Raw genomic sequence first — 24249 nt, forward strand, 5'->3', positions numbered from 1 at the left:
ATGGTCTTGTTTTTTTTGCATGAAAAAAACAGCTAATTTAGATGGTTAGCTGTGTTTACATAAATTTAATTCTGTCACTTATGATAATGATTCAATATATCATTAATATATGCTTCTTTATTTGATGCATCATAAGTTTTAGATGTTGAGTATTTTAGATAATGGATTTGATCTTTTGCAGTTCTGGATTCTTCTTGTAGGTATGAATCTGTTATGGTAATTTTAAAATTCTCGCTCTTACCTGTTAAATCAAGGCTTAGTGGAAAATTTGTAAATTCATCTGAGTAAAAAGCCATTTTATAAAAGTTGTACCTGTCACCCCTAAAGCTATTTAAGTGAGGAAACGTTATATTGTACATTCCATCCCAGTAATTCCCATACTCTCTAATTTCGTAGTCATCGAAAAATTCCTGGATTCTTTCTTTGTTAGCAAAATCTTTATCAAAAGTAACAAAGGGAGTTTGCCAATCCCATAATGGAATTTTGCCTTCATTTCCATAGATAAAATAACTTTGCATTTTTCCTGATTTAGGATTTTTCAACTGAAAGTGGTATTTACTGACACCTTCTTTGACAGCTCCAGTTTGATATAGGGTATCCCCAGGGACTATCAAAAAAAGAAAATCTCTTAGATATAATTCGAAGTCGGCATCCATTGTTTTGTCATGTAATCCAGGGAAACGCTGAATTATTTGTCTGTAATTCTCTGCATTAGAAAACCATTCTTTATCAAAGCCTGGACCGACTTCAAAAACTTTATGATCGAAATAGTTTTGATATTCTTCATAATGGTTTTCAGTAGAGGTCACCTGTCCAAATGGTAAAGTCATATTGGTATTATCTGTAAAAGTAATATGTAAGAAAAGTCTTCGGGGATCAATTCCTTTATCAATATAATGGCCGACCTTATAGGCAGACAAATCATCTGGAAAATCGTCTTTTCCGAAGTGTAGAACCTCAATCTCAATATCTTTGACAACTTTTCTTTGAGGTATTATCTTCTTGACACTGTAATGATAAGCCTTGTAATAGTAATTCTCCTTATCATAGAGGTAAGGCTTATAAGCTCTTTGGTAGGCATTATAGAGAAAAATTCCAAGGGTTACAAAAAGAAGCAGAGCTAAGGCTATTTTGAACTTTTTATTTATTTTATTAGTTAGCCTTGAGAAAAAGAGACTCAATTTACTAGGATTTTGTATCATGTCAAAACTCCCCATATATTTTATACTATTATATCATGAAAATCCTTATAGCTAAGGCGTCTTCGTGTACTTTGTCACTGTTTTCCTTTATAATATAAGTATCACATTACAAGAGGAGACCTCATGAAATATATCGTAAATACATCAAACGATCCTGCCTATAATATTGCTTTGGAAGCCTATGCTTTTCGTGAATTGGTGAATGAAGATGAATTGTTCATTCTTTGGATTAACCGTCCAGCTATCATTGTCGGTAAGCACCAAAATACCATTCAAGAGATTAACAAAGAATATACAGATGCTCATGGTATTAAGGTCGTTCGCCGTTTGTCTGGTGGTGGCGCTGTTTATCATGATTTGAATAACCTGAACTATACCATCATCTCTAATAAGGCAGATGAAGGTGCTTTTGACTTTAAGACTTTCTCTCAACCTGTAATCGCTACACTTGCTGATTTGGGAGTTAAGGCTGAATTTACTGGCCGTAATGACCTTGAAATCGATGGTAAAAAGTTCTGTGGAAATGCTCAAGCTTACTATAAAGGTCGTATGATGCACCATGGTTGCTTGCTTTTTGACGTTGATATGTCGGTTCTTGGACAAGCCCTTAAAGTCAGCAAAGACAAAATCGAATCAAAAGGCGTTAAATCTGTACGTACTCGTGTGACCAACATCGTCGACGAATTGCCAAAAAAAATCACTGTAAATGAATTCTCAGATAAAATCTTGGAAAAAATGAAAGAATTCTACCCAGAAATGACAGAATACGTCCTTTCTGAAAGCGAATTGGCTAAGATTCAGGATTCTTATGAGAAACAATTCAATACATGGGATTGGACTTACGGACAATCACCAGAATATACAGTAGAACGTAATGTTCGTTACCAAGCCGGTAAAATCTCAACCTATGCCAACGTTGAAAATTCAATCATTAAATCTGTTAAGATTTACGGAGATTTCTTTGGTATCGGAGATGTATCAGATATTGAAGACTTGTTGGTTGGTGTACCTTATGAGTACGAAGATGTCTTGGCAAAACTTAAAACTATTGACACAACACATTATTTCTCACGTATGACAACCGAGGAGGTTGCAAAAGCTATCGTAGCTTAATCATTGTTTGAACAATCTGGAAAACTCCAGGTTGTTTTTTCTTTTATCATTGACTAAGTGAGTCTCTATATAGATAGGCTGGCCGGTAAATCTATAAAAACCTCTAAGTAAAAAACACCTTATAATATCTTTCCGAAAAACTGTAATTTTCTTGAAAGAAAGATAAGGGTGTGATATACTTCTATTAAGTAATTTTGGAGAAAAAACAAATGAAACGTGAACTCTTACTCGAAAAAATTGAAGAATACAAATCTCTAATGCCCTGGTTTGTCTTGGAGTATTATCAGTCTAAACTATCGGTTCCATATTCTTTTACGACCTTATACGAATACCTTAAGGAATATAAACGCTTTTTTGACTGGTTGATTGACTCAGGTATTTCAGATGCTCATGATATTGCCTCAATTGACATCAAAACCCTGGAAAATCTAACTAAAAAAGACATGGAGTCATTTGTGCTCTATCTACGTGAACGTCCGTCCTTAAATACCTATTCCAAGAAACAGGGAGTTTCTCAAACAACCATTAACCGTACGCTTTCAGCTCTATCTAGTCTCTATAAGTATTTAACTGAGGAGGTCGAGGGTCCTGACGGTGAGCCATATTTCTACCGTAACGTCATGAAAAAAGTTTCAACTAAGAAAAAGAAAGAAACCTTGGCTGCACGTGCTGAGAATATCAAACAGAAACTTTTTCTAGGCGATGAAACAATGGAATTTCTTGATTATGTCGAAAACGAATACGAAGTTAAGCTCTCAAATCGCGCAAAATCTTCGTTTTACAAGAATAAAGAACGTGATTTAGCGATAATAGCCTTGCTACTGGCTTCAGGCGTTCGACTTTCTGAGGCTGTTAACCTGGACCTTAAAGATCTCAATCTGAGAATGATGGTCATTGATGTTACTCGAAAAGGTGGCAAACGAGACTCAGTTAATGTAGCAAGTTTTGCAAAACCTTATCTTGAAAATTATCTTAGTATTCGTGATAACCGCTATAAGGCTGAAAAGCAAGACCTTGCCCTATTTTTAACGGAATATCGAGGGGTTCCAAACCGTATTGATGCTTCAAGTATCGAAAAAATGGTTGCCAAATATTCTCAGGATTTCAAGATACGTGTGACTCCCCATAAACTACGACACACTCTGGCAACACGTCTTTATGATGCTACCAAGTCTCAGGTTTTAGTTAGCCACCAACTTGGTCATGCTTCTACTCAGGTTACCGATTTATATACGCATATTGTTAATGATGAGCAAAAAAATGCTCTAGATAATTTATAATTACCCTAGTCTAACCATTCCTATTTGGAGTGGTTTTTTTTAGTTTACATAAATTTAATTATGCTAAAACCATTTTATGCTCCTTCGCAAACATAACTAAATTTATGTAAAATATTACACACAAAAAACAAACTTTCCTCCATGGAAAGCTTGTTTTACTTATTAATAATCTTTAAGGGCAGATTCAACGGCTGCTTTTTCTTTTTCAATCAAGTTTACTCGTGCGGCAATTGTCTTAATTCCCATTAAGATATTACGTTCTAAGGCTTTATCACTTGTTTGTGGCTCGAAGAAAGCAATATATTGATCAAGACGCTCTTGCGTTTTAAAGATTCCTGCTGGGATATTAACAAAGCTATCAAAGCTCATATCGCCACCTAGGGCTGCCTTAATCCAATTCCAGTTATCTTTCGCCCAGTTCCAAAGGGTTTCTTGTGCAAATGATTTGTTGAGGAAATTCATATACCATAGGTACAAGTCTTGAGGTTTAACGACATGTTTGTCTTTAAGCTGACCTAGCACGTAGTCAAGACCTTCTTGGTTTTTAAGGTATGAAACTGCTTGAGTCAATTGACGACGGAAGTTACTATCATTTGTTGTTACATATGCATTGACATAGTCTTCAACAAGAGTTAGACTGTTTTCTTGTTTCATTTGGTTAATGAGAACGAGACCACGGACACTTGCAGGGATGCTTTCAATGTTCTCTTTATGAGCTTGGAAAACACTTGCGGCCGCAAGGACTGCTGGTTGATAGTCTGCTTGAATCAAGTAGCTAAGAGCTGTTTGACGCACCATTTCGTCTTCATCTGATTCTCCATCTTTGGCATCGAAACCAAGACGCTCAAAGTCGTTTTGGAATTGACGACGTACTAAAGCCTTGTAATGCACTTCTGCTTCTGTATCCTCATCGATAAAGCGTTTCAAACCAGCGAGGATTTGAGACTTAGCCTGAGCAATTAAGAAGCTTTCTTCTTTTTCGACAAGATCAAGAAGAGCGACTAGGCTTGCATACGAGATACGGCCACTTTCAGCAAGAAGACGGCGTTCTTGCAAAATCTGAAGTTTACTTACAGTATCAAGGTTAGCAAATTCCTCTAAGAGTTGGTCCAAGAGTTCACCTTGATAATCTGTAATGTAATGTGCTGTATTTGCTGTATTAAGGCGAAGAGCTCCTTTATTTTCAGCAGCAAGCTGGTTATAATTTGGAATCTCAATACGCTCTTCTGAGAGTGTGTCTGGGAGCCCCTTCCAGTTTGTGTTCAATGGAATCTCCCAAAGACGACCTTTATCTTCATGTTCACCAATGAAGAATTGTTTTTGACTAAGAATGAGAGTGTCGTCAACTACTTCTGCGCTAACAACAGGGTAACCTGGCTGCTCCAACCAAGTATCCATGAAACTAGAGACATCTTTACCAGAAGCATCAGAGAGGGCATTCCAGAGATCTCGTCCAATAGTGTTGTTGTACTGATGTTTTTCGAAGTAAGCTTTAAGTCCTTTAGCAAAGGCTTCGTCACCTAACCAACGGCGAAGCATATGCATGAGACGGCTACCTTTAGCATAAACGATAGCACTATCAAAGAGGGTATTAATCTCATCTGGGTGATTGACTTCCATGTGGACAGACTGAACACCGTCTGTAGCATCACGTTGGAGGGCATGAGGCACACCAGTTGTTTGGAAATCTTCAAAGATATTCCAGCTAGGCTCAATGGCATCTACTGAAACATACTCCATCATATTGGCAAAACTTTCGTTAAGCCAGAGATCATCCCACCATTTCATTGTAACAAGGTTACCGAACCATTGGTGAGCCAATTCGTGGGCAACTACAAGGGCTACTTGTTGACGACTTGCAGCTGAGCTATTTTCATCTACAAGAAGGTAAACTTCACGATAGGTAACAAGTCCCCAGTTTTCCATGGCACCTGCTGAGAAGTCAGGAAGTGCGAGATGGTATGACAATGGGATAGGATACTTGACTTGGAAGTAGTCTTCGTAGAAATCAATGACACGAACGGCAATATCAAGGGCAAAGTCAACGCTGTTTTCAGCTTGTGCAACTGTAGCGAAGACACCAACTTCAGTACCGTTTTGTGTTTTCGCTGTCTTACCTTGAAGAGCTCCAAAACCAAAGGCAAGGAGGTATGTAGACATACGAGGGGTTGTCTCAAAAGTCCAAACTCCAGTTTCTTCACGCAAATGGCTATTGATCTCAGGCATATTTGACAAAGCGATATCGCCTTCTTCAGCATCAAATTTCAATGAGAAATCAAAAGTAGCTTTAGCTTCTGGTTCATCAACAGATGGGAAGGCTTCACGCGCAAAATGAGATTCAAACTGCGTTGAAATAATTTCTTTTTTCTCACCATTGTAGCTGTAATATGATGGGTAAATCCCTGTCATATTATCTGTAATACGACCAGAGAATTCAATGACAAGCGTCAAAACACCGGTCTCTGGAAGTTCAATATGGAAGGCTTCGTTAGCATCATCCATTTGGAAGTTTAACGATTCATTATCCAAGAGAACGGAACTAATGGTAAGGTCTTTTTGGTGAAGGGAGATATGGTTATCAAGGGCTTCACCTGTAATGGCAACATTCCCTGTAAAGGTCTTTTCAGAACGATTAATGTCCAAGAAAAGATTGTAATTTTCAGGGATGAAACTTTCGATAAAACGAGCAACAGATGCTGTCATACGTATATACTCCTAATCTAACTTTTCGTATCGAAACAGACTGACAAATGTTTCGATATTAGACTCTTTTACAAAAGAAAAGGGTCTGAATTATTCAATACAAACCCATTATAACATAGATTGGAAGCTTTGCCTACAGTTCAATGATTTTACCAGATTTGAGGTAGACAACCCATTCGCAGAGATTGCGGGCATAATCACCGATACGTTCCAAATACATAAGTACTTGGAAATATTCTTTGGCAGCGAAGGCAGCATCTGGATTCTTACGAACACCTTCTACTGTCATGGCTTGAATATCACGGAAATAGTTATCAATGATTTCATCTGAAGCTGCGATTTCATAAGCGCGTCGTTCGTCACTGTTCAAGTAAACATCTAGAGCATCTTCGACCATGTGGCGGACTGCTTTCCCCATTTTCTTGATTTCAGCTTCAATTTCAGTTAGACGCTCTTCACCTTTAATGCGGATGGTTGCTTTAGCGATAGCAACGGCATGGTCACCCATACGCTCAACGTCGCTAGATGCTTTAAGTGCGGTGATAACTGTACGCAAATCACTTGATACAGGTTGCTGTAGAGCAATAATTTCAAGTGATTTTTTCTCAAGTTTGGTTTCGTAGTTATTGACGATTTCGTCATTTTCAATGACTTCCTTAGCCAAATCACGGTCATGGCTGATAAAGGCACGTACAGCTTTCTTAAGCTGAGCTGCAACCTCTGTACCCATAGCGTAAAATTGGTTGTGGAGTTTTTCTAATTCTTCTTCGAAGGGAGTTCGTAACATCATAATTTTTTTAGTAATCTGTCCTTTCTTAACCGAATTTACCGGTAATATAATCTTCAGTTTCTTTATGTTGTGGATTTAGGAACATGTCTTTCGTTGATGAATACTCGATGAGCTCTCCATCAAGGAAAAAGGCTGTTCGTTGTGAGATACGACTTGCCTGCTGCATAGAACGAGTGACTAGCAACAAGGTGTATTGTTCTTTAAGGTTATAGAGGGTTTCCTCAATCTTACCAGCGGATATAGGGTCGAGGGCCGACGTTGGTTCGTCAAGAAGGATAACCTTTGGAGATGTGGCTAGCACTCGTGCAATACAGACACGTTGTTGTTGCCCTCCTGAAAGTCCAAGTGCTGAGTCATGGAGACGGTCTTTAACCTCTTCCCAGATTGAAGCACCCTTTAGTGATTCTTCTACTGCTTGATCAAGAACAGCCTTATCTTTGATACCATTGATACGAAGGCCATAAACCACGTTTTCATAGATTGACATTGGAAAAGGATTGGGTTGTTGGAAGACCATTCCGATTTCTTTACGGAGTTCAACGGTATCTGTTCGAGGACTGTAGACATTGTGACCGTTGTATGAAACAGCACCAGTAAGTGTCCATTCGGGATTTAAATCTCCCATTCGGTTGATAGAACGGAGCAGGGTTGATTTCCCGGATCCTGAAGGACCGATAAGGGCCGTGATTTCATTTGGATAGAAATCCATTGTCACATTATTGAGGGCTTTTTTCTTATTGAAATACACCGATAAATCATTAATTGAAATGATTGGTTCAGTCATAAGTGCTCCTTTCTATCCAAAGCGTCCTGATACATAGTCACTGGTTGACTGTAGGGCAGCATCTTGGAAGATTTTCTTGGTTTCATCATATTCGATAAGATCACCAAGGTAGAAGAATGCTGTATAATCACTAGCACGCGCTGCTTGTTGCATATTGTGCGTCACGATAATAATAGAGTAATCTTCCTTAAGTTCAAACATGGTCTCTTCGAGCTGCATAGTAGCTACAGGGTCCAATGAAGCTGCAGGTTCGTCCATGAGGAGAATCTGCGGTTTCACGGCAATAGCTCTTGCAATACAAAGACGTTGCTGCTGACCACCCGAGAGGGTAAAGGCAGATTTATGAAGGTCATCTTTAACTTGATCCCAAAGTCCAGCTTGCTTAAGTGATGTTTCAACAATCTCGTCCAAGGTTTGCTTATCTCTTACACCTTTACGTTCGTGAGCAAAGGTGATATTTCTGTAAATAGACTTGGCGAATGGATTTGGACGTTGGAAAACCATTCCAATATGTTTACGCATTTCATAAACATTGATATTACTTGCGTTAACATCGACTCCTTGATAAAGGATTTGTCCAGTAACCTTTGCAATATCAATCGTATCATTCATACGGTTTAGACTACGAAGAAAAGTTGATTTACCGCATCCTGAAGGCCCAATAAGAGCTGTGATTTTATTTTTCTCGAATTGCATGTCAATGCCTTTGATGGCTTCTTTTTGACCATAGTAGACATGCAAGTCCCTTGTTTCAAGAGCGAGCTCCTTCTCTGGGAAGGTGATAATATGACGCTCGTCCCAATTATATTTTGTCATAATAACTCCTTTAAGCGGATGTTAATTTCTTATGGAGGTAAGCTCCCAAACGACGTGCACCAAAGTTGAAAATCAGAATGAAAATCAAGAGCACTGCTGCTGAACCGGCAGATACTGCAGTGGCGTCAGGTGTCGTACCTTCTGAGTTGACCTTCCAGATGTGAACAGCAAGTGTCTCTGCTTGGCGGAAAATCGAAATTGGACTAGAGATGCTAAGCGGATTCCAGTCGCTCCAGTTAAGTGCTGGTGCAGATTGACCTGCTGTATAGATAAGCGCTGCTGCTTCTCCGAAAATACGACCAGAAGCAAGAACGATACCAGTAACAATACCAGGTAAGGCTTCTGGAACAACAACGTGACAGATAGTTTCCCAGCGAGACAAACCTAGAGCTAGGCCAGCTTCACGTTGGGTATGGTGAACGGTTCTTAAGCTATCTTCAACCGTACGAGTCATTTGTGGCAAGTTAAAGACAGTTAAGGCCAAGGCACCTGATAGGATTGAAAATCCATATTGAAATTGGACAACGAAAATCAAATAACCAAAGAGTCCGACCACCACTGAAGGTAGTGAAGATAGGATTTCAATACAGGTACGGACAAAGTTGGTAAGTCGTCCTTTTTTAGCATATTCTGATAAGAAGATGCCAGCTCCCATTGAAAGAGGCACAGAAATAATCAAAGTAATAACCAATAGGAAGAATGAGTTGTAGAGTTGAACCCCAATTCCTCCACCAGCTTTGTAGGATGATGATTGACTAGTCAAGAAAGACCAGCTGATGTGTGGTATCCCGCGAACCAAGATATAGAGAATCAAGGCGGCCAGGATTGTTACAATAATGCCAGCAATCACATAGAGTGTGCTGATGGCAATTTTATCAATTTTTTTAGCGTTCATAATTTCTCTTTCTCTCACGGGTAATGAATTTCACCAACATATTGAAACCAAGACTCATCAATAAGAGCACCAGGGCGAGAGACCAAAGGACATTGTTTGAAACAGTACCCATGACTGTATTTCCGATTCCCATAGTCAAGACAGATGTCAATGTTGCTGCTGGTGTCGTTAAAGAAGTTGGAATCACGGCGGAATTTCCGACAACCATTTGGATGGCCAGAGCTTCACCAAAGGCACGGGCCATACCAAAGATAACGGCCGTGAAGATACCTGGTTTAGCCGCATTAAGTGTCACACGCCAAATAGTTTGCCAGCGTGTAGCCCCCATTGCTAGACTAGCTTCACGATAGTGACGAGGCACTGCACGAAGCGTATCTGTTGTCATAAAGGTTACGGTTGGTAGAATCATGACGAACAAGACAAAGGTACCTGAAAGAATACCAAAACCTGTTCCACCAAAAATTAAGCGAACAAATGGAACCACGACTTGGAGACCAATAAATCCATAAACAACGGATGGAATCCCGACCAAAAGTTCAATAGCGGGTTGTAGGAATTTAGCCCCTTTAGGAGAAATCTCAGTCATAAAGATGGCTGCTCCAATGGCAAATGGGGTTGCAACCAAGGCTGAAAGCAAAGTCACTACGAATGATCCCAAAATCATTGGTAGTGCCCCGAATTTGCCTTCAGATGGTGACCAATCACCACTAAAGAGAAACTCGACCAAGCTAACTTTATTGACAAAGAAAGTCGCCAGCCCTTTTTGAGCAACGAAAAGTAAAATCATCGCCACGATGAAAACAATCAAGGCCAGGCAAAGGAAAGTGATTGTTTTACCAAACTTTTCGAGGCGTGAATTTTTAGAGGGTGATGTTAATTGTTTCACCAATTCTTCATTTTTCATGCTTACTCCTCACTCTTCTTTGTAACCTTGCCGTCAGCATCCTTGGTAACTTTCATGCTATGGATGGAAATGTAACCCATTTTTGCGACTACGTTTTCTTGGACTTCGTCACTCATCATATAATCTAAGAATTGTTTGGTATAGCTATCCGGTTTTCCCTTGGTATACATATGTTCGTAGGACCAAATCGGCCAATCGTTAGTTGCAACATTTTCAGCTTTGGGTTCAAATCCATTTAACTTCAATGTTTTAACAGAATCATCAAGGTAAGCAAATGATAGGTATGAAATAGCACCTGGTGTCTGAGCAACGATTGACTTAACCATACCGTTAGAATCTTGCTCTTGGGTACGGATTGGTGATTTACCATCCATAATCACTGCATCGAAAGTTGCGCGTGATCCTGAGCTAGCTGCACGGTTAATAATAGTAATCTCTAGGTCTTTACCACCAAGCTGTTTCCAGTTTGTGATTTCACCAGTGAAAATCTTACGCAGTTGTTCTGTTGTCAAGTTATCTACAGAGACTTCTTTATTTGTAATAACTGCAATCCCAGCAACGGCAACTTGAAAGTCGACAAGCTTACTAGCATCAATTCCCGATTTTTCCTCGGCAAAAAGGTCACTGTTACCAATTTGAACGGCACCGGATTGTACTTGAGAAAGTCCAGTACCAGAACCGCCCCCCTGAACGTTAACGATATTGTCAGGGTTCTTTTCAGCGAACCCATCTGCTGCCGCCTCCACTAAGGGTTGAAGGGCCGTAGAACCAACTGCTGTAATGGACTGGCCACGGTCAATCCAAGAGGCACAGCCAGTTAAAACCAGCATGGCCATTGCCAGTGACAGAATCACTGCAAGGACTTTTGTTTTTTTCATTTTTGTCCTCCGACATTTTGTAACATAAGTAAGAATGTGTCTCATAGATATGCTGTTAAAAGATACCTATCTAATTATAACAAGTATAGGATAATTAAGTCATATTAAAGTTTGGTTACAGGTTCTTAAATGTGAAATCTTAATCCTTTAGGATAGAAGTTTTTAACCGTATTTCCAACAACTTTAGCAAACCCAAAACCATTGCCGTCCACTAAAAGCTGATACCAACCGTTAGGATGTGTTTGATCTAGAGTAACCACATTACCAGAAACGTATTGGGCAAACTGGTCTTGACTTAGCTCTATACTTGAAACAACTTCATCAGATGTTAAAGCAATTCCAAGAGCAAAACTTGGTTCGAAACGTTTTTTCTTGAAGACACCAAGATGCAAACCGTTACGAGCGATTTTAACTTTAGAAAGGTCTGGGAGCCCTTTTGGAAGCAGGTAGAGATTGTCCCCAAAAACTTGCAGTAAACCATCCAGTCTAGTTTTAAGGTGTTTTTTTGCAAACTCTTCCCAAAGTTGCTTCTGCTCCTTGTTTAGGTTAGATTTTCCCTCTTTGATACGTGTTTGCTCAGACACACGCTTATCCTGGAATTTTGCCACAAACTGGCCTTCACCCTTGAAATGGTGTGGATACATTCGAGCTGTTTCCGGAAAATCAATTCCATCACTCATGCCATTCAATTTAGGGATTGCCACCAATTCAAGATCAGGATTATTTTCTAAAATCCAAGCAACAACACCTTCATTTTCCTCAGGAGACCATGTGCAGGTTGAGTAGATCAATTGTCCACCAGGAGCGAGCATTTTCAAACCGTCTGATAAGATGTCCTTCTGTAATTGTGCCAGTTCACTAGGATACTCCTTATGCCAATATTGGATTGCATCAGGATCTTTACGAAACATTCCTTCTCCAGAACATGGTCCATCAAAGACAATCGTATCAAAATAATTTTTGAAAACTTTGGCTAGTTTATCAGCTGACGTGTTTGTCACAATAACATTTCTCGCTCCAAAACGCTCAATGTTTTCAACCAGAATTTTGCTACGCTTTGGATTGATTTCATTGCTGACCAGCAGTCCTGTATTATCTAAGTAACTAAGAAGATGAGTAGACTTTCCGCCTGGAGCAGCTGCCAAGTCTAAGACACGACTTCCCTTGGATGGGGCTGCCACTTGAGCAACCATTTGAGCAGCTGGTTCCTGAGAATAAACCAAACCAGTTGCATGATCGGCAGATTTTCCAGAAATTTTACCGTAATGGCCCCAAGGTGTTTCAGGGATAGCATCAGGAAAGTCCTTCTGTTGCTTTTTCAAAGGATTGGTACGGTAGGCGGATACGGCTTCTTGATCAAAAGATGCAAAGAAGTCCTCAGCTTCATCTCTAAGGAGGTTATTATATTTTTCTATAAAGTCTGATGGAAATTGCATAGTTTCCTTTCTATCAAAAAACTGGACTAACCAAGAGAACTTGCTGTTCTGATTTGTCCAGTATGGTTTTATGTTTCAAATTAATTTTCTGAGCCCATAATATGCTTGATTTCTTCAAGTCTGTCTTTAGGGACAAGCATCACAGCTTGACGACTAGAATAATCCAGTGGTTCTCCAGTAATGGTCTCAAGGTGATAACCCAATTTTTCCCCCATAATACTTGCTGCGGCATAGTCCCATGGGTAAATTACCGAAAAGTAAGCTAAAATTTGACCAGATAGGACTTTTGACATGCTTAAACCAGCACCACCGTAGACACGAACGCCCAAGGTCTTATCAATAAGGTCTTTTAAGCCGTGAAAATTTTTAGCATACATAGCTCCATTGCTAGCGACTAGGCAACGGTCTAAAGGTCGGTTTTTATATGCTGGAAGCAACTTGTCATTACAATACACATCAAACTGGCCACCACCATAGAAAAGTTGATCAGCCATGACGTTGTAAATGAGGCTAAATTTTCCTTGCCCCTCTTCATAGTAGGCAATCATAACACAAAAATTATCTTGTTGGACAATAAAATTGACCGTTCCATCAATAGGATCCAAGACCCAGACATTTCCATCTTTAATATTATGAACCAAGCCATTTTCTTCAGCGAAAATATTGTCTGAAGGGAAGGAGGATTTAATACGTGCCACGAGTAAATCTTGTGTTTGTTTGTCAATATTAGTTACTAAATCATCATAAGCCGTCTTTTCTTCGACCGTGATAGTTTTACTTAAACTTTCTTTAATAAAAGCACCGGCTTCTTTGATGATTTCTTTGGCGAAAATCAGTTTATTTTCCAAGTGATACAAATCCTTTATCTTTTGCTTTAGCAGCTTTGACAGCTTGATAGGTTGAAAAACCGCTAGCTTCTTCAAAGGCCTTGTCTAGTTGTTTTTCAGGTGCTTTGCCTGGAACAACGGTTTTAAATGCCTTATAGGCTTGCAAGAGTTGGTCACGGTCAACCTTGCTCTCGTATGCTTTTTCTACCTGACTCAAAAAATGAAGCACTGTGGTAATTTCCTCAGTGCTCCATGATGGATCGAGTGGGTAGGAATAATTTCCTTTAGTCATTGTTACCCTCAATTTCAGCTCGAATGGTCGCTTGGCGCAATTCTTGCTTTCTATAATCACGAGGCAAAAAGGCACGAATTTCATCTTCGTTGAAACCAATTTGCATGCGTTTGGTGTCCATAATGATAGGTCGACGAAGAAGATTTGGGTATTCAGAAATCAATTGAATGAGTTCCTTGATGGTCAAATCATCCACATCGATATTCAGCTTCTGAAAGACTTTTGAACGAGTTGAAATGATATCTTCAGTACCATTTTCCGTGTAAGACAAAATCTTCATTAACTCATCGTGAGTTAATGGGCTCGTGATAATATTGTGTTCGTCAAAAGCAACTTCATGATTGGTCAACCAGGCTCGTGCTTTCCTACAGCTGGTGCAGCTAGGTGATAAAAATAAAGTTACCACGCAAACACCCCTTTCACTTTAACATTCCTAATCATTATACATTATTTGATTAGTTTTGGCTACGCTTTCTTAAAATTTTTCCGCGATTTTTTTATCAGCCTCCAGTTGAGCACATAGTTCATCGATATTATTGAACTTAATCATATCACGGATATAATCCAGCCAAAAAACTTCAATTGTCTTTCCATAAATATCGCCTTCAAAATCAAAGATATTGGCTTCAAGACGGAGTTCTGTTCCCCCAAAGGTAACGTTTTTTCCTAGGCTAGTCATGGAACGATAACGTTTGCCATCAATTACAACATCGGCAACATAGACACCATCAGCTGGTAGAAAAGTCCTATCAATAGGTGCTAAATTTGCTGTTGGAAAACCAATGGTACGTCCACGGGCATCACCATGCACCACGATGCCACGTGTAGAGAATTCATGGCCAAGGAGTTTATTGGCTTCTTTAACCTTGCCTTCTCGTATTAATTGACGCACACGTGTTGACGAAATCTTTTCACCATCGCTTTGTTGCTCCTCAATGACATGAACATTACCAGAAAAATTACGGGCTAGGTAGTCCGCATCTGTTCGATGATGTCCAAATTTGTAATCAAAGCCCACAACAACCTCTTGGGCTTTTAGACGTTTAATATAACGAGCAATGAAATCGTCTGAACTTGTTCGAGCAAAATCACTATTGAAATCTGTTAAATAAAGCTGATCAGTGCCATAGGCTTTAAAAAGATCACAACGTCTCTGAGGTGCTGTGATATGAAGGAGGAGATCATCCGTATACCTTTGAAAAGTCAATTGAGGACTCTCATTAAAGGTAAGGACAGCTACTTCAAGCTGTTTTTCATCAGCAATCTGGCGCGCCTTATCAAAAAGGACCTTATGACCACGGTGAAGAGCATCGAAATACCCTAAGACAAGAACCGTTTCCTTTTCCTGATGGATATCTTTATAATCATTAATAGAAGTTACTTTCATTGACTTAATACTTTTCTAGGTTTATAAACTTGATTTCGCTTTTCCATGATGGCTAGAACCTTGTCTCCTAAAAAGGCCGCAACTAAGGGTTCTTGGCTATCGATAGTAATAAAGCGACCAAATGAAATTTCTTTAGCATCATCCTCAGTGACTTGAACAGCTGGTAGGTCCTGAACACCAAATTCGATGGGAAGGAGGAAGGAAGTATCCCCCGCTTCTACCATTTCTGAAATTTGTGAGAGTGTTAGTGCCTTATCTAAGGTTAGACCAGCTGAGGCTGTTCGACGAAGAGCAGACATATGACTCGCGTATCCGAGTTTAGCACCCAAATCGACAGATAAAGTACGGACATAAGTCCCCTTGCTACAAGCAACACGGAAGGTAAATTTTGCGGTATTGTTTTCCAATTCAATAGGAGAGGTACGGACAAATTCGGTAATTGTCACTTGACGTTGTGGACGCTCTACTTCTTCTCCAGCGCGGGCGTACTCATAAAGTTTCTTTCCGTTGACCTTAACCGCTGAATACATAGGAGGAGTTTGTGTGATTTCTCCCTCAAAACTAGCCATTGCCATATCGACGGTTTCTTCATCTAACTCTGTAACCGGAGTTGTTTGAACGACATCTCCACTAGCATCCTCGGTAGTTGTTGAAAATCCAATGGTAATTTCTCCCTCGTAGACCTTTCCTGCTTCAGTCATGTATTCAATAACACGAGTCGCTTTTCCAATCGCTATAGGTAAAACACCAGTAACATCTGGATCAAGGGTACCTCCATGTCCGATTTTTTTCTCTTGTAATATTTTACGTAGTTTAAATACAGCATCATGACTGGTCATTCCAGCCTCTTTTTTGAGATTAATAATTCCTGAAATCATACTTTTAATTATATCAAAAGCAATCCTAAAGAGCTAGGTAGAAACATAAAGAGGCAGAGAGCAAAGTCTCAAACCTCTTAAGTATTATAGTCATAAGCAATCGCAGGTCTGCTAGCTTATTAATCGATATCTCTATTAAGGTCGCTTTCCAATTCAAAGAAAGGCTGAATATCCTGCACATATTCTAGGACACCCTGAAAGTCTCCCTTGTCATCTCTAACAGCTGCATAGGTAACATAGACGAATTTTCCTAAACGTTCAGATTTGAACCACATTGGAACTTGGTCACGCTCTCCACTTCTTAGTAATTCAAAGATTTTCTTGACCTTATCAAGCACTTTTGGCGGATGACAAAGTTCAACGTTTCGTCCAATTTGGCTAGGTGTTCGTTTAAAAACCATTTCATTAGCAGGAACATTATCATTATAGTATTGGAAAATATCGTCTTTATTGACGAAAGTGATTTCCAAAGGAAGATGGTTGAGAATGAGATTGGCCTGCTCCACAGAAAGATAACCGTTGCCAAAAGGCTGAGTCGTTTCTCTATCTACGACAGTTTCAGTTTTTGGTTTTGGAGTGAAGCTGATGGTAAACTGCCCTTCGGGAGTGTCAATAATTCGGGTATTGTCCAGATGTTCGTCACTACTTAGTTCAGATTGTTCTTGCGATGTATCAGCATTTACCTCCTCAAAACGTTCACGCTTAGGTTTCCAGACAGCTGTAGGTTTTATTATTGCATAGCCATAGGCATCGCTTTCTTCGGCAATCGAAAGCCAATCGTCTTGCGTGAAGGTTTCAAGCAGAATCATAAGTAAGATAGCCTCTTCTTTGAAAATCATGGCTTCAAACTCTTCTGAGAATGCTTCGAAAGACTTTGAAAATTCTTCTAAATCAGCCTCTGGAAGTTCTTTTAGTTTAGCTTCTGCCGCTCTAAAAAGTTTTCGGATGTCATCGTCTACTCCCCACATCACTTTTGGAGGGGAGTCATGGCCGTAACGCTCCATTATTGGAAAGAAAAGCTTTTCTTTACGCGTATAATGATTATGGAATTGACCAAGTAGAGTCATCTGATGCTTAAGTCCATTGAACAAGTCAGATTTAAAATCTTCATTTTCAGGCTTACTAATATTTTCTATGATACGTCGGATACGGAGAATAGCTGAACGTAGGGCTAAATTCTCTTGTTTAAACACATAGACAGGGTGGCCCTCTTGATCAGTGTCTGCCACTTCCACATCTGCAATAGCACCTTTAAAGAGGTTTGCGTGGACATTACAGAGGCTCATTACGTCTTCAAAGGTAACCCCATCTTCTGATGACATCAATTCATGCTCCATCATAGAGATTTCGAGGGCAGATACTCCCTTGAAGTGTTGATTGAAGCGCTCTTGAACACTCTCAGGACTGGCTCCATGGTGCAAATCTAGTAGAATTTCTTTGAGTATTTGAATACGATTATCTTCCATATCAGTCACCAATTACGTCATAACCGTTGAAAATCAAGGTTTGCTTGATTTTATCTAGGGGAATATTAGCTAACTTAGAGCCAGCTTTTAGACTAGTCACCTTACCGACAGTATTTAGCATAGCTGGATTAGACAAGGACTTGAAACCGAGATCAATCAGTAATTCCTTAACCTCTGGATGCTCTTTAATGATTGTTGCAACAGGTTGTGATAAATCTATAGTGTTGGTAGTCATAATGACCTCCTAATAACATATTTACTACTTCCATTATACACGAGAATAATGAAAAAAAACCAACAAATCTTAGTTTGCTGGCTTTTGATTAATTTCCAAATAGAGCTTCTGTCACATTATGCTGGATATTTTCCCACTCCTGCTCAGCCCTCACCATCTTACGATGGTAATCAGCACGCCCACGCAAGTAGGCAGCAATTTGATAATCTTGCTTCACAATTGGTATCTCAGGAATTTTGATGTCTAGGAGATCAGCCGTCGATAAATTTAGGACGGCCTTTCCCTTATCAGCATAGTCTAAATAGGCACGACCAATCTCTGTCTCAAGAAAAAACTTGATGTAGAAACCACGGAGTTTTTCCTTAGGTCGTAATACTGTGATATTTGATGAGGCGACAACTTCACGCTTGCCCTGATCCTCGAAAACAGCAACTTTTTGTACAGTTCCCTTAGATGCAATAAGAACATCACCGTCTTCTAAGAGAAATCGTAAAAGTTTGCGTTGTTCCTCAGAAAACGTTTTAAGGGCATCGTAGGCAATGCCGTTGGGTGTCATATCCGATAGATTAATGACAGCAAATTCGCCAGGTTCTGCCTTAGCAGGAACAGCTTTTCCTTTAAATTGATCGACAACATCGCCTAAACGAACAAGTTTGTCTGTATTAGCTTCGTAATCGATAATCAGTTGAGGTCTTTCTTTTTCAGACATTGAATCTCCTTTTTATATTTTACTATCCATATTGAGTATTGCTATACAATAATAGCAAGATGCTAATACTTTTGCAAGTAAAAACTGTAAGAAAGGCAAAAATAAAAAAGAGACCTGAGCCTCATTTTATAAGCTTTTAACCGCTGCTACTGCTGCTTCATAGTTTGGATCAGTATTGATATTGTTCAAATATTCGACATAAGTAATCTTATTGTCAGCATCTGCCACTAAAACTGCACGCGCTAACAAGTGCCATTCTTCAATGAGGACACCATAATCTTTACCAAAACTATTATCATAGTAGTCAGAAAGCATGATGGCATTTTCAAGTCCTTCAGCACCACACCAACGAGCTTGTGCAAATGGTAGGTCCACTGAAATAGTAATAACTACTGTATCGTCTAATTCTGACAATTCCTTATTAAAGGTACGTGTTTGAGTTGAACAGATACCAGTATCGATTGATGGAACGATAGAGATAACTTTTTTCTTTCCATCGAATTCTGAAAGTGATTTTTTCGTCAAATCTGCTGCTGTTAAGTTAAAGTCACGCAAGGTATCTCCAACTTGAAGTTGTTTGTCTTCTGCTACTGTAACTGGTTTTCCAATAAATGTTGGCATGTTAATTGTTCTCCAATACTTTTTTTACTATTGTACTGTAAATATAGCAATAAGCCTAAGCATTTGTTTAGAACTTTTCAAACAGTAGTCTAATTTTTTCAGCAATAACTGCATTAATTGCAGGAATAACCTCATCCGCAAAGTTTTTTAGGTAGGGATAATCACCAATTTGCACTCCATATATAGCATTTTTGAAAAGAGAAATATCATTTTGATCATTTCCAAATGCTACAAAGGCTTTACCAAAGTGGTTTAAAACAGTACTAGCCTTGGTCACACCTTTAGGATTAATGTAAAGACATCTTTCAATATCATGATAACTAAGGTCTAAACATTCCAGTTTGTTTAGATTAAAGATAAGGTCTTCACGTATATCTTCATGCTCTACAAGTGGAATAACAACTTTGATAGGCTCATTAAGTTCATGAACAGGCAAAATCCTTGCTTTGTTTAATGGATCAACATTTGAAAGAAAAGGGATTTGCTCAGGATTTTGAATAGCACAATTAAAGGTATCATCAATAAAATAAGGGAGATTATAAGTATCACAGTAGCTAACAATCGTTCTGAGAGCAGGAGAAGGTATTGTGTATTGTGATACTAAAAGTTCATCTTGAAAGACTTCGCCGCCGTTTAAGCCAACTACTATCAGCTTTCTCAATTCTCCTTCTAAAATACTAAGACAATCTCTGTAAGAGCGTGCTGTTGCAAAAATAATGTCATGCCCGTATTTTGGTGCAGTTAAAAGAACCTTTTGTAGGTCTTTTGACATGGTCATACCATCAAAACATAGGGTTCCATCCAAATCAAAAACAAATTTCATAGGGATAGTATAACAAAAAACCAGCTAAAGAGCTGGTTAAATTATTTTGTATTGAAATACTTAGATTTTATCAAGAGCTAGTTTTAAATCTTCAATCAAATCATCTGCGTTTTCCAAACCAACTGAGATACGAATTTGATTTGGAGTGACACCACAAGCCAGTAAATCAGCTTCTGCTAATTGTTGGTGAGTTGTTGTTGCAGGGTGCACCACCAAAGATTTTGCATCAGCAACGTTAGCTAAATCTGAGAAGATTTCAAGATTATCAATTACGGTACGTGCTTCGTCTTGTCCACCTTTAACATGGAAAGTGAAAATAGAACCTGGACCTTTAGGGAAGTATTTTTGTGCCAAGTCATAGTAAGGACTTGATGGTAATCCAGGATAGTTAACCTTTTCAACTTTTGGATGATTTTCCAAAAAGTCTACGATTTTTTTAGTATTTTCGACGTGGCGTTCGACGCGAAGTGAAAGTGTTTCAAGTCCTTGCAAGAGCAAGAAAGCATTGAAAGGTGCCAAGGCAGCCCCTGTGTCACGCAAAAGTTGTGTACGAAGGGCAGTTACAAATGCTGCTGGACCAACATCACGCGTATAGCTGATATTGTGGTAAGATGGGTCCTCGTCAACCAACTGTGGGAATTTGCCTGAAGCTTCCCAGTCAAATTTACCAGAATCGACGATAAGACCTCCAATAGTTGTTCCATGTCCACCGATAAACTTAGTTGCAGAATGAACCACGATATCTACACCATGGGAGATAACATTGATGAGATATGGAGTTCCAAAAGTATTGTCAGCAACCAATGGAATCTTATGACTGTGAGCAATCTCAGCAATTTTTTCAAAATCAGGAATATTGATAAGCGGATTTCCCAAAGACTCAATCAAGACAAGCTTGGTATTATCTTTGATAGCAGCTTCAATTTCTTCAGGATTGTCAACATCTACAAAAGTTGTTGTGATACCATAGCGTGGAAGGGTTTCTTTTAAGAGATTGAATGTCCCACCATAGAGGGTTGTCGCAGCAACAACGTGATCGCCAGCATGTGCCAAACCAAGGATAGCATAGGTGATTGCAGCCATACCTGATGCCGTAGCCAAGGCACCAACACCACCTTCGAGGGCTGCAATACGTTCTTCAAGTACTGCTACTGTTGGATTGGTAATACGTGTGTAAATATTACCAGGTTTTCTAAGGGCAAAGAGATCTTCACCTTCTTGAGCGTCGTCAAAAACATATGAAGTGGTTTGGTAAATTGGAACAGCACGTGATTTTGTTTCCTTGTCAGGTGTTTGTCCAGCGTGTAATTGTAAGGTTTCAAATGAAAATTCTCGTGACATATGGGTGTCCTCCAAAACAAAAGTTGCCTTCATTCTACACCCAGAAAAGCTAGCTGTCTAATAGAAATTTTTTATCAAAGTGATAGGGAGAGCTTATAAAAAGGACCTTTCGGTCCCTTTCTATTTCTTCACAATAGGTGCTACGCTTGCCAAGACTTTTTTAAGTCCAACTTCTGGGAATTTTATCTTAAGTTCCTGTGTCTTGCCACTTCCAGTTACTTCTAGGACGGTACCATCTCCCCACTTCTTGTGGTGAGCGATATCTCCGATTTCCCAATCAGTAGCTGAGTTGCCTGAGTCTGAAGCCTTACCAAAAGGTAGTCCCCCAGTGGCTTTTGAAAATGGCTGAGCACCAGTATGTCTTTGCGGCTGTGCATTTGCTTTTCTGGTCTGAAGCGCTTGTTGTAAACTCATGCCCTGACCAAATTGTGTAGGCTCTTCCTTTGTAAAACGAACACCAAATGATGAATTGGCTGGACGTGCTAGACCTTGATATTGTAATAAATCATCTGAAATTTCACGTAAGAAACGGCTAGGACGATTATAGCTAGTCTTACCAAAAAGCGTACGCGTATTAGCGTTGGTAAGGAAAAGAATCTCTTCCGCCCGAGTGATACCTACGTAAGCCAAACGACGCTCTTCTTCGAGTTCATCTGGCTCTTCTGAGGCACGTGACAAAGGGAACACTCCCTCTTCCATACCAATTAGGAAGACAACTGGGAATTCAAGCCCTTTGGCAGCATGGAGAGTCATCAAGGTTACCTCTGCTGCTTCCATATCACCATCGTCCGTATCAGCAATTAAAGCTAAATCGTTTAAGAAACGGCCTAAACGGTCAATTCCTGTCTCGTCTTCCGTACCATCGGTGTTGGTTTCGTCAAAATTCTTAGTAACAGACATGAATTCTTCGATATTTTCAATGCGCGCTTGACTTTCAAGTGTTTGTTGCATCGAAAGAGCATCCAGATAACCAGACTTATCCAAAACAGCCTCTACAGCTTCAGTGATGCTTAGTCCATCTAGCTGATCACGTAGGTTCAGAATCATGTTAGCAAAATCGTAAACGCCCTGAGCTGCTTTCCCCTTAATCGGTGATAACATAATATTAGCTGAAGCATCTAGGAGACTCATGTTTTGCTCATAGGCAAAGGTACGAATCTTTTCTAGTGTCCCAGGTCCAACTCCACGTTTAGGTTCATTAACGACACGTTCAAAGCTAATATTATCAGCAGGATTGGCAATTAAGTTCAAGTAAGAAATGGCATCACGAATTTCTTTACGGCTATAGAACTTGGTTCCTCCAACCATGGTATAAGGAATATTAGACTTGAGTAAAGCTTCTTCAATGGTACGAGACTGAGCATTGGTACGGTAAAGTACAGCGAAATCCTTGAAGTTCTTACCTTCTTCACGAATAATGTTATCAATAGTTGAAGCAACAAAAACAGCTTCATCACGCTCGTCATTAGCACGGTAATAAACAATTTGTTCACCGTCATCATTTTGAGTCCAAAGTTTCTTAGGACGGCGGTTACGGTTGTTCTTGATAACTTCGTTGGCTGCTTGGAGAATTTTCTTAGTTGAACGGTAGTTTTCCTCCAAGAGGACAACCTTAGCTTCAGGATAGTCCTTCTCAAAATCAAGGATGTTCTGCATGTCAGCCCCACGCCAACCGTAGATTGATTGGTCAGCATCACCCACGACACAGATATTCTTGAAGCGAGATGCTAAGAGTTTTACCAACTGATACTGAGCATGGTTGGTATCTTGATATTCATCCACGTGAATATACTGATAACGCTGCTGATAATAAGCGAGCACATCGGGATTTTTGTCAAAGAGACGCAGAGTCATCATAATCAAATCGTCGAAATCCATGGCTTCACTACGACGGAGCTCTTCCTGATAGGCTTTGTAACATTTAGCAACGATTTGAGTATACATGTCACCAGCTTGGTGCTCATAAGCCACTTCATCCAAGAGGTCATTTTTTGCGTTGGAAATCGTCCCTAAGATGGCACGTTCATTCCACTTCTTAGGATCAAGGTTAAGATTCTTGAGAATACGTTTCATCAAAGTACGTTGTTCACCAGGATCCACGATAGTAAAGTTTCGATTGTAGCCAATATGGTCCGCTTCACGACGAAGGATTCGCACGCACATACTATGGAAGGTCGCAATCAAGGTTTCTGAAGTTGCTGGGTTTAAAGCCATAGCACGCTCACGCATCTCACGAGCTGCCTTATTGGTAAAGGTAATGGCCAAAATATTCCAAGGATTGATCATTTTTTCGTCGATAAGGTAGGCAATGCGGTGGGTAAGTACACGTGTCTTCCCTGATCCTGCACCTGCCATAATCAACAAAGGACCTTCAGTCGTTTGGACGGCTTCGGCCTGTTTGTCATTCATACCAGTTAATAATGGGTTCATCATATTCTCCATTCTCAAAAATAAGCTCTACTATTTTATCATTTTTTGGATGAAAATGCAGACTCTATTCATAATGAGTGTGAAATAACTTTAGCAAATAATCGTTTGTTTTTATTGGGAGGTTGTTTGCTTAAAATGATTGTTATTCCAAGCTTTTCTAGGTTTTGGTGAAAGGGATTCTTAAGTATAATATTCGGTTTTTTATAGTTTTGATGAAAATTAGTGTTGACACTGTTCGGTTTTTTCGATAAGATAGAACCACAATAAAATAAAAACCGAGTGATGTCATCAGGAAGACTGGTGATTGACGGACTTCTGGAGAGATCTTGAAGCAGCCTTAGCTGTAAACAAGACACCGAAGGGGCAAGGGGTAATAACCGAAACTCTCAGGTAAAAGGACAGAAAGCATCGCAAGTTTTTAACTTGTAATAATAGCTTT

At 39.5% G+C, this 24249-nt stretch carries 23 protein-coding genes and 1 riboswitch; of the genes, 2 read left to right on the plus strand and 21 right to left on the minus strand.

The window, feature by feature from the left end:
* Nucleotides 1-74: 74 nt before the first annotated feature.
* Nucleotides 75-1202, minus strand: a complete 1128-nt coding sequence (locus NYE32_RS05070) for a hypothetical protein (protein WP_257056572.1) — start codon at nucleotides 1200-1202, stop codon at nucleotides 75-77.
* Nucleotides 1203-1325: 123 nt separating this feature from the next.
* Between NYE32_RS05070 and NYE32_RS05075 the strand changes: the two genes are divergently transcribed.
* Together NYE32_RS05075 and xerS are read left to right on the plus strand one after the other, a co-directional pair.
* Nucleotides 1326-2315, plus strand: a complete 990-nt coding sequence (locus NYE32_RS05075) for a lipoate--protein ligase (protein WP_339157119.1) — start codon at nucleotides 1326-1328, stop codon at nucleotides 2313-2315.
* 209 nt (nucleotides 2316-2524) lie between these two features.
* A complete protein-coding gene (gene xerS / locus NYE32_RS05080) occupies nucleotides 2525-3595 on the plus strand; it encodes a tyrosine recombinase XerS (protein WP_339157120.1) in 1071 nt (356 codons plus the stop codon).
* Nucleotides 3596-3757: 162 nt separating this feature from the next.
* On the opposite strand, the gene NYE32_RS05085 is transcribed toward xerS, so the two are convergent.
* The 20 genes from NYE32_RS05085 to pcrA form a co-directional block, all read right to left on the minus strand.
* Nucleotides 3758-6298: a M1 family metallopeptidase gene (locus NYE32_RS05085; protein WP_339157121.1), complete on the minus strand. Its 2541-nt coding sequence runs from the start codon at nucleotides 6296-6298 to the stop codon at nucleotides 3758-3760.
* Between the two features lie 133 nt (nucleotides 6299-6431).
* Nucleotides 6432-7085 (minus strand): phosphate signaling complex protein PhoU, encoded by a 654-nt coding sequence (gene phoU, locus NYE32_RS05090; RefSeq protein WP_004182526.1) that lies wholly within the window; start codon nucleotides 7083-7085, stop codon nucleotides 6432-6434.
* 28 nt (nucleotides 7086-7113) lie between these two features.
* Complete coding sequence (pstB, locus tag NYE32_RS05095) at nucleotides 7114-7872, minus strand: phosphate ABC transporter ATP-binding protein PstB (RefSeq protein WP_002890956.1); 759 nt, start codon at nucleotides 7870-7872, stop codon at nucleotides 7114-7116.
* Nucleotides 7873-7884: 12 nt separating this feature from the next.
* Complete coding sequence (gene pstB, locus NYE32_RS05100) at nucleotides 7885-8688, minus strand: phosphate ABC transporter ATP-binding protein PstB (RefSeq protein ID WP_110981397.1); 804 nt, start codon at nucleotides 8686-8688, stop codon at nucleotides 7885-7887.
* A 10-nt stretch (nucleotides 8689-8698) separates the two neighbouring features.
* Nucleotides 8699-9583: a phosphate ABC transporter permease PstA gene (gene pstA, locus NYE32_RS05105; protein WP_110981398.1), complete on the minus strand. Its 885-nt coding sequence runs from the start codon at nucleotides 9581-9583 to the stop codon at nucleotides 8699-8701.
* Nucleotides 9573-10487 (minus strand): phosphate ABC transporter permease subunit PstC, encoded by a 915-nt coding sequence (pstC, locus tag NYE32_RS05110; protein ID WP_002890959.1) that lies wholly within the window; start codon nucleotides 10485-10487, stop codon nucleotides 9573-9575. The genes pstA and pstC overlap by 11 nt, the downstream gene beginning before the upstream one ends.
* Nucleotides 10488-10489: 2 nt before the next feature.
* A complete protein-coding gene (locus NYE32_RS05115) occupies nucleotides 10490-11365 on the minus strand; it encodes a phosphate ABC transporter substrate-binding protein PstS family protein (RefSeq protein WP_064524442.1) in 876 nt (291 codons plus the stop codon).
* Between the two features lie 125 nt (nucleotides 11366-11490).
* A complete protein-coding gene (locus NYE32_RS05120) occupies nucleotides 11491-12801 on the minus strand; it encodes an RsmF rRNA methyltransferase first C-terminal domain-containing protein (RefSeq protein ID WP_064524440.1) in 1311 nt (436 codons plus the stop codon).
* A gap of 80 nt (nucleotides 12802-12881) precedes the next feature.
* Complete coding sequence (locus tag NYE32_RS05125; protein ID WP_339157122.1) at nucleotides 12882-13649, minus strand: inositol monophosphatase family protein; 768 nt, start codon at nucleotides 13647-13649, stop codon at nucleotides 12882-12884.
* Nucleotides 13639-13920 carry a UPF0223 family protein gene (locus NYE32_RS05130; protein ID WP_004182521.1) on the minus strand — a complete coding sequence of 94 codons (282 nt, stop codon included), beginning with the start codon at nucleotides 13918-13920 and terminating at the stop codon, nucleotides 13639-13641. Before NYE32_RS05130 ends, NYE32_RS05125 begins: the two co-directional genes overlap by 11 nt.
* Entirely contained in the window at nucleotides 13913-14326 is a 414-nt protein-coding gene (locus tag NYE32_RS05135) for a Spx/MgsR family RNA polymerase-binding regulatory protein (RefSeq protein ID WP_002890965.1), read from the minus strand. Before NYE32_RS05135 ends, NYE32_RS05130 begins: the two co-directional genes overlap by 8 nt.
* Before the next feature lie 69 nt (nucleotides 14327-14395).
* Entirely contained in the window at nucleotides 14396-15307 is a 912-nt protein-coding gene (locus NYE32_RS05140; RefSeq protein ID WP_110981402.1) for a bifunctional riboflavin kinase/FAD synthetase, read from the minus strand.
* A complete protein-coding gene (truB, locus tag NYE32_RS05145) occupies nucleotides 15304-16185 on the minus strand; it encodes a tRNA pseudouridine(55) synthase TruB (RefSeq protein ID WP_073949854.1) in 882 nt (293 codons plus the stop codon). The genes NYE32_RS05140 and truB overlap by 4 nt, the downstream gene beginning before the upstream one ends.
* A 119-nt stretch (nucleotides 16186-16304) precedes the next feature.
* Entirely contained in the window at nucleotides 16305-17651 is a 1347-nt protein-coding gene (locus tag NYE32_RS05150; RefSeq protein ID WP_073949853.1) for a DUF438 domain-containing protein, read from the minus strand.
* Nucleotide 17652: 1 nt separating this feature from the next.
* Nucleotides 17653-17886, minus strand: a complete 234-nt coding sequence (locus tag NYE32_RS05155; RefSeq protein ID WP_110981403.1) for a DUF1858 domain-containing protein — start codon at nucleotides 17884-17886, stop codon at nucleotides 17653-17655.
* 88 nt (nucleotides 17887-17974) lie between these two features.
* Nucleotides 17975-18595, minus strand: coding sequence for a restriction endonuclease subunit S (locus NYE32_RS05160; protein WP_156685064.1), 621 nt, complete (start codon nucleotides 18593-18595; stop codon nucleotides 17975-17977).
* A gap of 126 nt (nucleotides 18596-18721) precedes the next feature.
* Nucleotides 18722-19216, minus strand: a complete 495-nt coding sequence (gene tpx / locus NYE32_RS05165; RefSeq protein WP_110981405.1) for a thiol peroxidase — start codon at nucleotides 19214-19216, stop codon at nucleotides 18722-18724.
* Between the two features lie 67 nt (nucleotides 19217-19283).
* Nucleotides 19284-20039, minus strand: coding sequence for an HAD hydrolase family protein (locus NYE32_RS05170; RefSeq protein WP_110981406.1), 756 nt, complete (start codon nucleotides 20037-20039; stop codon nucleotides 19284-19286).
* A 60-nt stretch (nucleotides 20040-20099) separates the two neighbouring features.
* The gene (locus NYE32_RS05175) at nucleotides 20100-21380 is read right to left on the minus strand and encodes an O-acetylhomoserine aminocarboxypropyltransferase/cysteine synthase family protein (RefSeq protein WP_037597805.1); all 1281 of its coding nucleotides are present in this window, start codon (nucleotides 21378-21380) and stop codon (nucleotides 20100-20102) included.
* 120 nt (nucleotides 21381-21500) lie between these two features.
* Nucleotides 21501-23810, minus strand: a complete 2310-nt coding sequence (gene pcrA / locus NYE32_RS05180) for a DNA helicase PcrA (RefSeq protein WP_110981407.1) — start codon at nucleotides 23808-23810, stop codon at nucleotides 21501-21503.
* A 305-nt stretch (nucleotides 23811-24115) separates the two neighbouring features.
* A riboswitch (glycine riboswitch) is annotated at nucleotides 24116-24222 on the plus strand.
* Nucleotides 24223-24249 lie beyond the last annotated feature (27 nt).

It is taken from the genome of Streptococcus sp. FSL R7-0248, assembly GCF_037967965.1.
Classification (GTDB): domain Bacteria; phylum Bacillota; class Bacilli; order Lactobacillales; family Streptococcaceae; genus Streptococcus.